Origin of the sequence: Sinosporangium siamense, assembly GCF_016863435.1 — a bacterium.
In the GTDB taxonomy this organism is placed as follows: domain Bacteria; phylum Actinomycetota; class Actinomycetes; order Streptosporangiales; family Streptosporangiaceae; genus Sinosporangium; species Sinosporangium siamense.
This window is the reverse complement of sequence record NZ_BOOW01000020.1, coordinates 174,391-187,928: the sequence shown is the minus strand read 5'-3', so window position 1 is coordinate 187,928 and position 13,538 is coordinate 174,391. Positions and strand designations below refer to the sequence as shown.

At 70.0% G+C, this 13,538-nt stretch carries 14 protein-coding genes; 8 read left to right on the top strand and 6 right to left on the bottom strand.

What is annotated here, in order from left to right; all coding sequences use genetic code 11:
• Nucleotide 1: 1 nt before the first annotated feature.
• The 4 genes from Ssi02_RS16220 (at nucleotide 2) to Ssi02_RS16205 (ending at nucleotide 4,630) form a co-directional block, all read left to right on the top strand.
• The gene (locus tag Ssi02_RS16220) at nucleotides 2-574 is read left to right on the top strand and encodes an anti-sigma factor family protein (protein WP_204026336.1); all 573 of its coding nucleotides are present in this window, start codon (nucleotides 2-4) and stop codon (nucleotides 572-574) included.
• Nucleotides 571-1,605 carry a sigma-E factor regulatory protein RseB domain-containing protein gene (locus Ssi02_RS16215; RefSeq protein ID WP_204026335.1) on the top strand — a complete coding sequence of 345 codons (1,035 nt, stop codon included), beginning with the start codon at nucleotides 571-573 and terminating at the stop codon, nucleotides 1,603-1,605. The genes Ssi02_RS16220 and Ssi02_RS16215 overlap by 4 nt, the downstream gene beginning before the upstream one ends.
• A 117-nt stretch (nucleotides 1,606-1,722) precedes the next feature.
• Nucleotides 1,723-3,249 (top strand): S1C family serine protease, encoded by a 1,527-nt coding sequence (locus Ssi02_RS16210; protein ID WP_204026334.1) that lies wholly within the window; start codon nucleotides 1,723-1,725, stop codon nucleotides 3,247-3,249.
• Nucleotides 3,250-4,258: 1,009 nt separating this feature from the next.
• Nucleotides 4,259-4,630, top strand: a complete 372-nt coding sequence (locus tag Ssi02_RS16205; RefSeq protein ID WP_239128955.1) for a sec-independent translocase — start codon at nucleotides 4,259-4,261, stop codon at nucleotides 4,628-4,630.
• A gap of 120 nt (nucleotides 4,631-4,750) precedes the next feature.
• Here the strand turns inward: Ssi02_RS16205 and Ssi02_RS16200 are convergent, their stop codons facing one another.
• The 4 genes from Ssi02_RS16200 to Ssi02_RS16185 all read right to left on the bottom strand — a co-directional run bounded on the left by Ssi02_RS16200 (nucleotide 4,751) and on the right by Ssi02_RS16185 (nucleotide 8,139).
• Entirely contained in the window at nucleotides 4,751-5,893 is a 1,143-nt protein-coding gene (locus Ssi02_RS16200; protein WP_204026333.1) for an Mrp/NBP35 family ATP-binding protein, read from the bottom strand.
• A gap of 147 nt (nucleotides 5,894-6,040) precedes the next feature.
• The gene (locus Ssi02_RS16195; protein WP_204026332.1) at nucleotides 6,041-6,442 is read right to left on the bottom strand and encodes a hypothetical protein; all 402 of its coding nucleotides are present in this window, start codon (nucleotides 6,440-6,442) and stop codon (nucleotides 6,041-6,043) included.
• Between the two features lie 13 nt (nucleotides 6,443-6,455).
• Complete coding sequence (locus tag Ssi02_RS16190; protein ID WP_204026331.1) at nucleotides 6,456-6,926, bottom strand: DUF1003 domain-containing protein; 471 nt, start codon at nucleotides 6,924-6,926, stop codon at nucleotides 6,456-6,458.
• Nucleotides 6,919-8,139 carry a magnesium transporter MgtE N-terminal domain-containing protein gene (locus tag Ssi02_RS16185; RefSeq protein ID WP_239128954.1) on the bottom strand — a complete coding sequence of 407 codons (1,221 nt, stop codon included), beginning with the start codon at nucleotides 8,137-8,139 and terminating at the stop codon, nucleotides 6,919-6,921. Before Ssi02_RS16185 ends, Ssi02_RS16190 begins: the two co-directional genes overlap by 8 nt.
• Nucleotides 8,140-8,297: 158 nt before the next feature.
• Here Ssi02_RS16185 and Ssi02_RS16180 point away from each other — a divergent pair, with 158 nt between their 5' ends.
• A complete protein-coding gene (locus Ssi02_RS16180; RefSeq protein WP_204026330.1) occupies nucleotides 8,298-9,260 on the top strand; it encodes an EamA family transporter in 963 nt (320 codons plus the stop codon).
• A gap of 460 nt (nucleotides 9,261-9,720) precedes the next feature.
• Nucleotides 9,721-10,050, top strand: a complete 330-nt coding sequence (locus tag Ssi02_RS16175; protein WP_204026328.1) for a hypothetical protein — start codon at nucleotides 9,721-9,723, stop codon at nucleotides 10,048-10,050.
• A gap of 16 nt (nucleotides 10,051-10,066) precedes the next feature.
• On the opposite strand, the gene Ssi02_RS16170 is transcribed toward Ssi02_RS16175, so the two are convergent.
• Nucleotides 10,067-10,510, bottom strand: coding sequence for a hypothetical protein (locus Ssi02_RS16170; protein WP_239128953.1), 444 nt, complete (start codon nucleotides 10,508-10,510; stop codon nucleotides 10,067-10,069).
• The gene (locus Ssi02_RS16165) at nucleotides 10,486-11,055 is read right to left on the bottom strand and encodes a biotin transporter BioY (protein ID WP_204026326.1); all 570 of its coding nucleotides are present in this window, start codon (nucleotides 11,053-11,055) and stop codon (nucleotides 10,486-10,488) included. Before Ssi02_RS16165 ends, Ssi02_RS16170 begins: the two co-directional genes overlap by 25 nt.
• A gap of 142 nt (nucleotides 11,056-11,197) precedes the next feature.
• Here Ssi02_RS16165 and Ssi02_RS16160 point away from each other — a divergent pair, with 142 nt between their 5' ends.
• Together Ssi02_RS16160 and Ssi02_RS16155 are read left to right on the top strand one after the other, a co-directional pair.
• Nucleotides 11,198-12,139 (top strand): HpcH/HpaI aldolase/citrate lyase family protein, encoded by a 942-nt coding sequence (locus Ssi02_RS16160; protein ID WP_204026324.1) that lies wholly within the window; start codon nucleotides 11,198-11,200, stop codon nucleotides 12,137-12,139.
• Nucleotides 12,140-12,187: 48 nt separating this feature from the next.
• Nucleotides 12,188-13,246: a CPBP family intramembrane glutamic endopeptidase gene (locus Ssi02_RS16155; RefSeq protein ID WP_204026322.1), complete on the top strand. Its 1,059-nt coding sequence runs from the start codon at nucleotides 12,188-12,190 to the stop codon at nucleotides 13,244-13,246.
• The last annotated feature ends 292 nt before the right edge of the window (nucleotides 13,247-13,538 follow it).

Below are 13,538 nucleotides of genomic sequence, written 5' to 3'. Positions count from 1 at the left end.
TATGAGCCATCTTGGAGAGCGCGTTTCCGCGCTCGTCGACGGCGAACTGAACCACCACGAGCGCGAGCGCGCGCTCGCCCACCTGACTTTCTGCGCCGACTGCAGGTCGGAGGTCGAGGCCATGCGCGCCCTCAAGGGGCGGCTGCGCGCCTTGCCGGGGCCGTCGATGCCGACCGACCTGACCATGTCGCTTCTTCGTATGGGTGAGCCGGGTGGCCCATTGCCGCCCAGGATGCGTCCCTTTCCAGATGGGAGCTCCCAAGAGAAGTCCGCACCTGCCTTTGGCGGGGTTTCGCTACCGGGGCCCTATAGTTTCGCGCCCGTGGACAACCGGCCGCGGCGGGGCGTCGGGTTCGGACTGACCGGTCCGGGGCGTGGGCAGCGAAGCAGCACTAGACGCAAAGTGGGATATGTCGCGGCAGGTGTCGCTTCAGCGGCCGTCGCGATCGGCACGCTCTTCGTTGTCGGAGGTTCCGACCCGAAGCCCGTGGTCCCGCCGGTTGAGATGTTCAAGCAGCAGCACAACACCACGGTTCCCTACGGAACGCCTGCTTCTGCCGTTCCTCGGCCGTGAGCCGCCTGCCCACCGCCGCCGTCGCCTCGGCGGCGGTCCTGCTCCTGGTGCTCGCGGTGACGGGTGGTTCCGCCCACGCGGCCGCGCCCGACGACAATGAGACCGACGACAGCGGCCTGGCCCTGCTCCGCCAGGCCGCAGGCGCGGCACGCGCCGAGTCCTACTACGGCACGCAGTTCGTGACCTCGTGGAGCCCGCACGGGTCGGTCTCGTCGCTGATCGAGATCACGAGCACGCCGGGGCTCGGCATGACCGTCCGGCCGACGGTGACCGACCCCGAGGCCTCCGGCACCCTCGAACGCGTCGATCCGGCCTCTCCTGCGGGCGGCCTGGTCGCCCCGCAGGACGAGATGATCGACGTTATGGCCCGCAACTACCAGGTGGTGGCGGCGGGCGGCGGCCAGGTCTGCGGGCGGCCCAGCAGCGTCGTGCATGTGGTGCGCCCCGGCGGCGCCGACGCCGCGCGCTACTGGATCGACGATGCCAGCGGCGTCATCCTGCGCCGCGAGATCCTCGACGGCCGGGGGCGCCTGGCCAGCGCGAGCGCTTTCATCGACTTCCGGTCCACGGCCGCCGCGCCCAAGATCGCCGCGGCCACGGACACCTCCGTCTACGCGGCCCCCGACGTTCTCGCGCTCCAGGCGAAAGGCTGGACCTTCCCCAGCGTGCTCCCCGGCAGGCTTGAGCTCTTCTCCGCGTCCGAAGCCGAGGGCGGCTACCTCCGCCTCGGCTACTCCGACGGATTGTCGGTCATCTCGGTCTTCGTCCAGCCCGGCACCCTCGACGAGGAGGGACTGGGGGGCTGGCGCTCCGAACGCCGCGGTGGGCATACGATCTGGGTTCGAGACTCGGTCGAGCAGGAGTTGATCTGGGCGAGTGGAGGTCATGTCTACACCGTCTTCACCGACGCGCCGGCGGACATGGTCGACGCCGCGGTCGCCGCGCTGCCTCATGATCCCGAGCCCGGGGTGTGGGAGAGGCTCGGGCGCGGAGCCCAAGCCGTTTTCGCCTGGGTCAACCCCTTCGAGTAAGTCGGCCCCCTCGCCTCGGGGCGGGCTCTCGGCTTTACATCTCTCGTATGGCCAAGCCGAGAAAATAGCATCGCTCCGACAGGAGCTGCCGCGCGTGAGACAAGGGGTGATCTATACATGACCGACGACAGGCGTGCCCAAGAGCCCGAGCAGGGGCAGGGCCGCACTCCGTCGGCCCCCGAGGAGACGTCGCCTCCCGACGCGCGGCCGGATTTCCTGCCCGCCGACGAGACCTTCCAGACGCGCCCGCAGGAGGGCGCACAGCGGCCCGCCGACCCTTGGGAGACGACCACCGTCGAGGAGGCCGGCCCGCCCGCGCCCGCGCGTGACACGGCGGCGTTCGCCTCCCCTTCGGGACCTTACGGCCCGCCCGCCGGCGGCTATCCGCAGCCCTCGCCGCCGCCCGGCTCTCCGCCGCCTCCCGCGCAGGCATACGGCATGGGGCCCGGCTGGGCGCCGCCGCCTCCGCCCGCCGCCACCCCCATCGGGGCCCGGCCGCCGGAGCAGCCGCGGGGGCCGCGCACCGGATTCATCGTGGTGCTGACCCTCGTCGTCGCGCTCCTGTCCTCGATCGCCGGCAGCGTCGGCACCCACCTGCTGTCGCGTGGCAGCGGCGGCGCGAGCGGCTCCGACCCGGCCTACCGGCTCGACCCGCCCCCCTCGGGCGCCACCGGCCGCGCCCCCGACTCCGTCGCGGGCATCGCGGCCCGGGTGCTGCCGAGCGTGGTCTCCCTCCAGGTGAAGGGCGCCAGTGAGGCCGGCACCGGCTCCGGCCTGGTGATCAAGGGTGGTTATGTCCTGACCAACAACCACGTGGTCGCCTCCGCCCAGGGGGGCGGCGAGATTCAGGTGGTGTTCCACAACCGCAAGACGACGGGCGCCCGCATCGTCGGGTTCGACGCCGGCTCCGACCTCGCCGTGGTCAAGCCCGACGAGGTGTTCGGCGTGCCCGAGCTGACCCTAGGCAACTCCGACCAGGTCGTCGTCGGCGACCCCGTGATCGCAGTCGGCTCGCCCCTCGGCCTCACCGGCACCGTCACCCAGGGCATCGTCAGCTCCCTCAACCGCCCGGTCACCGCGGGCGAGGACTCCGGCTCCGCCGACCCCAGCTACATCAACGCCATCCAGACCGACGCCGCGATCAACCCCGGCAACTCGGGCGGGCCGCTCGTCAACGCCGGCGGGCAGGTGATCGGCGTCAACTCCGCCATCGCCACCCTCGGCCGCTCCGTCACCGGCCAGGGCGGCAGCATCGGCCTCGGCTTCGCCATCCCCGCCAACCACGCCCGCCGGGTCGCCGAAGAGCTGATCACCACGGGCGTCGCCAAGCGGTCCCGCATCGGCGTCGTGCTCGACCCCGAATACCGCGGCCAGGGCGTGCGCATCGACTCCGAGCCCCGCGCCGGCACCCAGCCGATCACCCCCGGCGGCCCCGCCGACAAGGCTGGCCTCAAGCCCGGCGACGTCATCCTTGAGATCAACAGCCTGACCCTGCAGAGCAGCGACGAACTCATCGCCCTGATCCGCAGCAAGGCCCCCGGCGAGAAGCTCACCGTCAAATACCGCCGCGCCGGCCAGGAAGGCAACACAACAATCACCGTAGAGGCAGGCACGGTCCCCACCCCCCGCCCCCGCCCCTCCTGAACAATCCCCACCCGACGGGCCCCGCCTTCCAACCCCCACGGTTGAAAGCCGGGGCCCAACACGTTGTACGGCAGGCGCCCGACCGGCCTCCCGGCGGCTCGGTGGCCTGCGGCTCACGGGTCTTGCGGTTCCGGGAGCCTGCAGCCTCCGCCAGGCGCATGCCCGCCCGCCTTGCGGGTCGGAGGGGACCGGTCTCGGGTTGTACGGCTTGCGCCCACTTGGCCTGTCGAAGGCTTCGGAGGCCCGCGGCCTCCGCCAGGAGCATGCCCGCCCGCCTCCCGGCCTGGCTCCTCCATCGAGCGCATGTCCGCCTGCCCTCTGGTCCGGCTCCGCCATCAGGCGCATCCCGCCGCCCCGTGGCCTGGGGGGGACCGGTTTGGGGCGTACAGCTTGCGCCCGGTGGGCGCACCGGCGTCCCAGGGCCTCCGCCAGGCCCATATCCGCCTGCCCTCTGGTCCGGCTTCGCCATCAGGCGCATCCCGCCGCTCTGCGGCCCGGAGGGGACCGGTCTCGGGGTTCGGGGACCTACGCCTCCGCCAAGCGCATCCCGTCCGGCGCCTGGCCCGGAGGGGACCGGTCTCGGGTTGTACAGCTTGCGTCCGGTGGGTGCACCCGGCGGTGCGGTAGGGGGCTCCGAGCTACCCAGCGACCGGTCCTGCAAGGTTTGTGTGGCACACGCTCGACTGGTCCTAGGCGACTGGGCGGAGGTGGCCAAGAGCGTCAGGCGGGCCGTTTCATCCCCGGTGGGCGCCGCCGGGTTTTACCTGGTTGGAGATCGGGAGTTCGGCGTGTGCCTGGGGTGACGAGGGGGGGTGGGAGGGGCTCCCGGTTGGACGGTGCTGCCTCAGGGGACCGTGCCGTACCGGGTGTTCGCGGCGGGCTGAGGGGCCGGGGTGGGGTGGCGGGTTTGCGTGGGTGCGTCTGTCCTGTTGGGGCGTTAGTCTGAATCCGATGGGGGGGCTGTGTGTCCTCAGGCCACCTCGGCGACTAGTGGCGGTAGGAGAACGCGGTGTTGAACCTCGGTTTGTTGGAGATCGGGGCGCTGGTGATCATCGCGCTCTTGGTCTTCGGGCCGGAGAAGCTGCCCGAGGCCGCCGCGCAGGCGGGGAAGGGTCTGCGCAAGCTGCGGCGTATGGCGATGTCGGCCAAGGACGACCTGCGGTCCGGCCTGGGGCCGGAGTTCGCGGATTTCGACCCTTCCGACCTCAACCCCAAGAACTTCGTGCGCAAGCACCTGCTGACCGACATTGAGGACGACTTCCGCACCACGTCCACGTCGACTCCTCCGTACGATCCGCCCTATACGCCGTCATATGCCCTCTCAGGCGCTGATGACCTCGACTATGGGCAAGTGCCTCCCTACGACCCTGAGGCCACCTGAGCGGCGCTCTGAGCCGCGCCACAAGCGTCAAAGCACGAAGCGCGAAGCACGAAGCAAGGCCCGAGCCGGACGGCTCGGGCCTTGCTTCATGACAGGGCTTGATAGGCGCGGCGGAGGGGATCAGCCCCGGCCGGTGGGGGCCAGGCCGAGCTGCATGCCCTTGAGGCTGCTGGACCGCCTGCTCAGCCCCTCGGCGATGCGGCGCAACTCGGCCGCCGCGGGAGCGTCGGGGTCGGTCAGCACGAGCGGTTTGCCCTCGTCGCCGCCTTCGCGCAGGCGCATGTCGATCGGCACCTGGCCGAGCAGCGGCACCCGGGTGCCTAGCGTGCGGGTCAGCGCGTCGGCGACCGTCTGGCCGCCGCCCTCGCCGAAGACCGAGATGCGCTCGTCGCAGTGGGGGCAGGGGAGCCAGGCCATGTTCTCGATCACGCCGGCGATCTGCTGGTGGGTCTGCGCCGCGATCGAGCCCGCCCGCTCCGCCACCTCGGCGGATGCCATCTGCGGCGTCGTCACGACCAGGATCTCCGCCGTCGGCATGCGCTGCGCCACGGAGATCGCGATGTCGCCGGTGCCCGGCGGCAGGTCCATCAGCAGGATGTCCAGATCGCCCCAGTAGACGTCAGCGAGGAACTGGTGCAGCGCACGGTCCAGCATCGGGCCACGCCACACCACGGCGCTGTTGCCCTCCGGCTTGAACATGCCCACCGAGATGACCTTGATGTCGTGCGCCACCGGCGGCATGATCATGTCTTCGACCTTGGTCGGCCGCTCCGACACGCCGAGCATGCGGGGCACCGAGTGGCCGTAGATGTCGGCGTCGACCACACCGACCTTGAGGCCGTCGGCGGCCATCGCCGCGGCCAGGTTGACCGTGACCGACGACTTGCCGACGCCGCCCTTGCCGCTCGCCACCGCGAACACGCGGGTCAGCGAGCCGGGCTTGGCGAACGGGATCTCCTTCTCGGGGCCGCGGTTGCCACGCAGCTTCGTCTGGAGGGTCTTGCGTTGCTCGGTGCTCATGACGTCGAGCTCGACCTGCACGCCCGCCACACCGCCGACTCTGGTGACGGCTTCGGTGACGTCGCGGGTGATCCTGTCACGCATCGGACAGCCGGCGACCGTGAGGTAGATCCCTACACGCACCAACCCGTCGGGGGTGATGTCAACGCTCTTGACCATGTCAAGCTCAGTGATCGGCCGACGGATCTCGGGGTCATTGACCGTTGCGAGCGCGGCTGTCACCTGTTCCGGGGAAGGTGCCATGAGTCCATGGTATGAACCCAGAGGAGGTATGCCGAATCCGCATCCGGTCCATGCTCTCGGAAACCGTACGGCGGAAGCCGTCCCCGTGGCCTGTGCCCCCGCATCGGCCCCCAGGTGGCGGGGCGGGAACCGATACGGTACGGCTTGTTACAGATTGTCGGCGTAGACGTAAAGATCCCAGCCGAACTCGTCAAAGTACGGACTTGCCCAGCGTGTCGCGTCCCGGCCGATCGAGGTGCCGTTGATGTAGCCGGTGCCCCTGCCGCTGTTGAACTCGGTCACCCCAGAGCCACCGTTCAAGCCCGCCGTGAGCCGGCAGTTGACGACGATCCGGTCGTCGTTGAAGACCGAGGTGCGGCCTCGGCAGGAATGCCGGCGATTGCCGGGGTAAGGGCTCAGGGCGGGATATCCGATTACGGTTATGTCCTGAGCCGGAGGCCGCCCGGTCCGGAATCCGTTACCGCCCACGACGTCGACCAGTCGACGTCCTGCCGCATTGTTGTCGGTCTTGGCGAAGCCAACATTCCGCAGCGGATCGGAGTTGTCCACAGCGCGTCGGGCGTCACGGGGTGCGGTCTTCGCGTTCCTCGGTGAGGCGTTGGAGTTCGGAGCGGATGAAGTCGCGGGTGGCGACCTCGCTCAGGGCCAGGCGGAGGCCGGCGATCTCCCGGGTGAGGTATTCGATCTCGGCCCGGTTGCGGTCGGCCGCCGTGCGGTCCTGTTCGTAGGTAACGCGGTCGCGGTCGGCCTGGCGGTTCTGGGCCAGGAGGATCAGGGGGGCCGCGTAGGAGGCCTGGAGGGACAGGACCAGGGTCAGGAAGATGAACGGATACGGGTCGAAGCGCAGGAGCTCGGGGGCGAGGCTGTTCCACACGACCCACAGGAAGATCATCCCGGTCATATAGACGAGGAACCGCGCCGTGCCGAGGAAGCGTGCGATGCGTTCGGAGAGCTGGCCGAAGGCTTCGGGGTCGTAGTGGGGGCCGACGAGGGTGCGGCGGGCGGCGCGGGGTTGGTCGAGACGTTCAGCCACGGTGGATGCCTCCGCCGCGTTCGCGCCAGTCGGCGGGGAGCAGGTGGTCGAGCACGTCGTCGACGGTGACGGCGCCGAGGAGGCGGCCGAGTTCGTCGACCACGGGGACGGCCATGAGGTTGTAGTTCGCGAGCGCGACGGCGACTTCGGAGAGGACGAACTCCGGGCGGATGGGGTCGACGGATTCGTCGAGGACGCGCCCGAGAAGTGTGGAGGGAGGGTCGCGCAGGAGGCGCTGGAAGTGGGCGACGCCGAGGTAGGTGCCGCTGGGGGTCTCGGTGGGCGGCCTGGTGACGTAGACCTGGGCGGCGATGGAGGGGGTGAGGTCGCGCTGGCGGATGTGGGCGAGGGCGTCGGCGACGGTGGCGGTGGGCGGGAAGATGACGGGTTCGCTGGTCATCATGCCGCCCGCGGTGTTCTCGTCGTAGGTGAGGAGGCGGCGCAGGGGGGCGGCCTCGCTGGGCTCCATCAGGGCCAGGAGGGCTTCGGCCTGGTGACCGGGGAGGTCCTGGAGGAGGTCGGCGGCGTCGTCGGGGTCCATGGCCTCGAGGACGTCCGCGGCGCGTTCGGGGGAGAGCCGGCCGACGATGTCGATCTGGTCGCGCTCCGGCATCTCCTCGAGGACGTCGGCGAGGCGCTCGTCGTCGAGGGCGAGAGCGACCTCGGAGCGGCGTTTGTCGGGCAGGGAGTGCAGGGCGCTGGCGAGGTCGGCGGCGCGCAGGGACTCGAAGGCGGCGATGAGGGCGGCGGCGTCCTGGTCGGCCTGGATTACGCCGAAGCCGGCGACCTCGTGCCAGTCGAGCACGCGTGTCTCGCCGCGGCGCCGGAAGCCGCGCCCGGCCTTGATCACGGCGACCTTGGTGAGTTGCCAGTCGGACGGGCGGACCTGCTCCATGGCCAGGTCGTGCACTCTCATCCGCTTGCCCCCTGTTTCTCCGGACACCTCGACCTCCAGGTCGAGCATTTCCCCGATCACGAGTGTCTCGGTGGCGCGTAGCTCGAACCTTCGCATGTTGATCGCGCCGCTGAAGATGAGTGAACCGGCTTCGATGCTCCGTACCCGGGTGATCGGAAGGAACACCCTTCTGCGAGGTTGCACCTCGACGACGAAGCCGTGAACAGGTGGGGGCACCCTGCCGCGCAGGGCGACGACGACGTCGCGGACACGCCCGATCTGGTCTCCGGCCGGGTCGAAGACCGGAGTCCCGGGCAACCGAGCTACGAAGATCCTCACATTCGCAGGGTAATCGGACAGCCGCTCCAGGCCACCCCCTGGCCCCCGATCTCACCGGCTGATACCGCATTGCTGGCATTCGACCACCTGTGACAGCATCAAAGCTGATAAATGCTCATTACGGGAGACGTGGGTTGATGCTTGGTGTCGCCGGCCGGAGGGGCGGGCTCGCCGTCGCCCTCGTGTCCGTGGTCTGCTTCTCGTTGTCCGGCCCGACGGCGAAGTTCCTCGGCGCGGCGGGCTTCGCCCCGCTGGAAGCCGTGTGGATGCGCATGGCGGCGGCCGGGCTGATCCTCATGGCGGCCCTGGCGGTCTTCCGGCCGCGCGCACTCCGCATACCCCGCAAGAGCCTCCCGCATTTCGCCCTCTACGCCGCCGTGGCGGTGGCCGGCATGCAGGCGCTCTTCTTCCTCGCCCTCACCCGGCTTCCGGTCGGGGTGACACTCCTGATCGAGTACACCTCGCCGGTGGCCGTCGTGTTCTGGGTGCGTTTCGTGAGGAAGGTACGGCTACCGCTCGCCGCGTTCGCCGGGGCCCTCATCGCCGTGGCAGGGCTCGCGATCGTGGTGGAGGTGTGGGCCGGGCTGAAGATCGACGCCCTGGGATTGTTGCTCGCGCTGGGGGCCGCCGCCTGCTGCGCCGGATATTTCCTGCTCAGCGATAGCTTCGCGGATGAGATCGACCCCTTCGGCCTCGTCGCCTGGGGCCTGATCGGGGCGGCGACGGTCCTGATCCCGATCTCCCAGCCGTGGAACATCCCCTGGGAGCGGCTCGGCGGCACCGCCACCGTGGGCACCACGACCCTGCCGGCGCTCGTCCCCTTCGCGGCGCTGGTGCTCGGCGCGACCGTCATCGCCTACCTGACCAGCATCGTCGCCCTCCGCCGCCTCTCGGCCGCGGTCGGCTCCACGGTCGCCTCCCTCGAGGTGATCGCGGGCTCCCTCGCCGCCTTCGTCCTCCTCGGCGAGGCCCTCGGCCTCCACCAGATCCTCGGCGGTCTCATCGTCCTGGCCGGCGCCCTCATCGCCCAGACCGCCGTCGTACGGCCGAGCCCGGTGACGGCGCCCCCCGTGCCGGAGATGGCCGGCGCCCCCACCTGAGAAGGCCCCGCCCCGCTGGAGACGGCCGTGCCTTCACCTGAGAGCGCCCCGCCGTGCCGGACCACGCCCCTGAACGACACCTCCTGAAAGCACGCCATAGTTTTCGGCAATGGGCTCCGTCTCAACGGGGGAGACACGAGGAGCCCATTTGTGAGACCCGACGACGAGACCGCGTTCACGGAGTTCGTGGTGGCGCGGTCCGACAGCCTCTTAAGGCTGGCCTACGTGCTGACCGGTGATCAGCACGAGGCCGAGGACCTGCTGCAGACGGCGCTGGCCAAGACGGCCACCCGCTGGAGAGGAATCCGCGGCAACCCCGAGGCGTCGCGGCGCGCGCCCGGCCCGCCGACCCGCTGGTGCTGGCCAGAGGGGCGATCCGCCGAGGGAGAACACGCCGCCGTGCGACATGGCTGGCCGCCGTGCTGCCGCCGCGTCAGTGGCGGTCGCGGTGCCGGTCGGCTTGTCGGAGGCGCCAACCGACGCCGTGACCACGCGGGACCCGCTCTCCACGATCGTGCTGCCGGACAACACACCCGAACAGGAGGCGTTCATCAAGGAGTGCATGCCGCGTGGCGGGCCGGAACACAGCATGGAGTCCAAATGGGTGCGAGAGCACGGCAAGCGGGAGGACTTCCGGGAACTGGTCAGCATCGGTGAAGGACACCTCAAACTGGCGCTGGCGGGCAGCGTGAAGGGGTTCGTCTTCTGCTCGGGGTGGGATCCCAGGCAGCGTGAGCGGCCGACGTTCTCCGTGTGGGGGGCACAGCCGGAGGGCCGGGCCGAGACCTGAACGGTCCGGCGACGCGCTAAGAGGCGGGCGTCAGCCGTACCACCGTGACGGTCGCCGCCCAGCGATCGGTCAGGGTGGCGGCGTCTGGGGCGTTGAGGCGGTCCTTGGCGAGGGCGGCGACGGCCTCGGGGGCCGTGGCCTGGTCGACCACCTCGACGGCGGCGTCGAACTCGGTGAGCGCCGAGCCGTTGTCCTTGCTGCGCAGGGTCACCCGCACCCTGGCCGCCTCGGCGAGGCCGGGCAGGGGCTGCTCGGCGCCGCCGCACACGACGTAGATCGCGCCGTCGTGCCACGTGTGCCAGGCGAGCCTGGGCCGGGTGGAGCCCGGCAGGGAGATCCACAGGACGCTCGACTTCTTGGCGCCCTCTTCGATCACGATCACAAGACAAATGTACGGCTCGCGCCACGGGGGCACGAGCCGTACATCGGCCGGCGTCAGCGCCGGCCGGCGAGCTTCCACGCGAGGGGGAGCACTCCCGCGGCGACAAGGATCTTGAGGGTGTCGGCCAGGAGGAAGGGCACCATGCCGTCCGCGATGGCGCCGCCGAGGTCGGATCCGGTGGCGACCATCAGCCACGGCACACCCGCGGCGTAGATGAGCAGGGTGCCGAGCGCCATCGTGGCGATGGTGCGCAGCGGGGTGCGGTCGCCTCCGCGCTGGGAAAGCGCTCCCACGACGCTGGCGGCCAGGATGAAGCCGACGACGTATCCGAGGGTGGCGTTGCCGCCCTCGGGGGCGAGCCACGGCACGCCGAGCTGGCCGAGGACGAGGTAGAGCGACATGCCGAGGAAGGCCCGGGGGAAACCGAGGGCGGCGCCGGCGAACAGGGCGGCGAAGGTCTGGAGTGTGACCGGGACGGGGGTTCCCGGGATGAGGAAGCTGACCTGCGCGGCCGCGCCGGTGAGGAGGGCGGCGCCGACGACGAGGATCGCGTCGCGGACGCGGCTCCCGGGCAGGAGGTCGGACAGTACGGCGGTTTTGCCGACTGCGGAGATGTTGGCCATGGTGTTCTCCATTCGTACTTCGTGTCCATTCTCCGGATGGGGTCGAGACGAGTCGTAAGAGGTCGACGCCAACAACGGAGGCCTTGCTTTGTGGGGGATCCCCATAGAGGCCGAGCCGGTAGGGGGCCAGTAGCGTGGGGGCATGCGTTCCCGACGGTCGTGTCTCGCGGTGCCCGGCAGCAATCCCCGTTTCCTCGCCAAGGCCCAGGGCCTGGCCGCCGACGAGGTCTTTCTGGATCTTGAGGACTCGGTTGCCCCCCTCGCCAAGGAGGACGCGCGCAAGAACGTCGTGGCAGCCCTGCGCGAGGGCGACTGGTCGGGCAAGACTGTGGTGGTGCGGGTCAACGACGTGACCACGCCGTGGGCCTACCGCGATGTGATCGAGGTCGTGGAGGGCGCGGGCGACCGGCTGCACTGCGTCATGCTGCCCAAGGTGCAGGACCCCTCCGCGGTGACGTGGCTCGACACTCTGCTCACGCAGATCGAGCGGGCCGTGGGCCTGCCGGTGGGCCGCATCGGGATCGAGGCGCAGATCGAGAACGCCAAGGGCCTGGTGCGCATCGACGACATCGCGGCCTCGTCGCCGCGCTTGGAGACGCTGGTGTTCGGCCCGGCCGACTTCATGGCGTCGATCAACATGCGCACGCTGGTCGTGGGGGAGCAGCCGCCCGGATACACCGAGGGCGACGCCTATCACTACATCCTGATGCGCATTCTCATGGCCGCCCGCAGTCACGACCTGCAGGCCGTCGACGGACCTTACCTCCAGATCCACGACGTCGACGGCTTCAGGCGGGTGGCGGGCCGGGCGGCGGCGCTGGGGTTCGACGGCAAGTGGGTGCTGCATCCGGGGCAGATCGAGGCCGCCAACGAGGTGTTCTCCCCGTCGCAGGAGGACTACGATCACGCCGAGCTGGTGCTCGACGCTTACGACTACTACACGACGATCGAACGGCGAGGCGCCGTCATGCTGGGCGACGAGATGATCGACGAGGCGTCGCGCAAGATGGCTCTCGTCGTCGCCGCCAAGGGGCGGGCCGCGGGGCTCGCCAGGACCGGTTCCTTTACGCCGCCCACCGCCTGACCTGCGGGTACGGCATGAGCATGAGGGGCAAAGCTGGACAATAGGGGCATGGACGGGTCGAATCAGCACTGGCAGCCCCCCGGGACGGACCCCGCCCAGCCGCCGCAGGCGCACGGGCAGAGTCCCGCACAAGGGCACTATGTGTACGGCGGGCCACACGGGCCCGTGCCGTACCCGAACTATCCGCCCGCGACGCGCGGTCCGTGGGCTCTGGCGCCGGCCTCGGGCACGCGGTTCGATCACATGGCGCGAAACGCCGTGAACACCTGGTGGCGGCCGCTGGTGGGCTCGCTGCTCGTGGCGGTCGGGTTCCTGGCCGTCGGGGTGTCGGTGATCATGGTGGGCAGCGTGGTGGCCGTGATAGCCGGGGTGCCGGTGGCCGCGACCTCCGGCCGGCTCTTCGGGGACCCCCTGTTCGAGCTCACCGTGAGCCTGCTCTCGCTGGCGCTGGTGCTCCCCGTGGTCTATCTGGTGGCGTGGGCCGTGCAGCGCCGGCCACCGGGCACATTGTCGTCGGTGGCCGGCCGGGTGCGCTGGCGCTGGCTGGGCATCTGCGTGCTGATCGCGGTGGTGGCCCAGGTCCTGGGGCAGGTGGCGTCGGTGGCCGCGCTCGCCCTGTCCGGGCACAGCACATCGGGCGTTTTCGGCTGGGTGGGATGGGAGAGCTTCCTGCCGGCCATCCTCGTGGTGCTGCTGATCGTGCCGTTCCAGGCCGCCGCCGAGGAATACGCGTTGCGCGGGTGGCTGATTCAGGCCTTCGGGGCGGTGTTGCGCACCCCGTGGCCGGGCATCCTGGTGGGGGCGGTCATTTTCGCCTCGCTGCACGGCTACACCGACTGGGGTGTGGTGGACGTGCTGCTGTTCGGTGCGCTGATGGGGTGGCTCGCGGTCCGCACGGGTGGCCTGGAGGCTCCAATCGCGTTGCACGTGGTGAACAATGTGATGGCCTTCGGGGTGAGTGCGGCGGCCGGCACGCTGGAGAACGCCCTGATCCAGGGTTCTGTGCCCTGGCAGTACTTTGTCGGGACATTTGTGCAGCTCAGTGTGTTTGCACTGCTCGTCTGCCGGTTCGCGGTCCGTAGGGGCGTTCCCACGCTTTCTGGGTAAATACAGCAAATCTCCCTAGAGAGGTCTCGCCAATATCCGCTCGGGCATGCTGCTCTGGATGCAGGACAGTTACGCCCCCTCGTTACGTTCCCGGTGCCGACACCCCGCTTTGAGTACTGTCCCCCAGGGGAGAGGAGATGTGATCGTTTCCAGCACTTGGGGTACTCGTGAGCCGATTTCATGCCATCTCGCTAGCCGTCGACGGACGGCCTAGGGTGGGAGGAATCCTTGTCTGGCCTACGGCAGTGAGCATGAAAGATGCTGAATGCCACCGGTTATCTGACATGCCGGG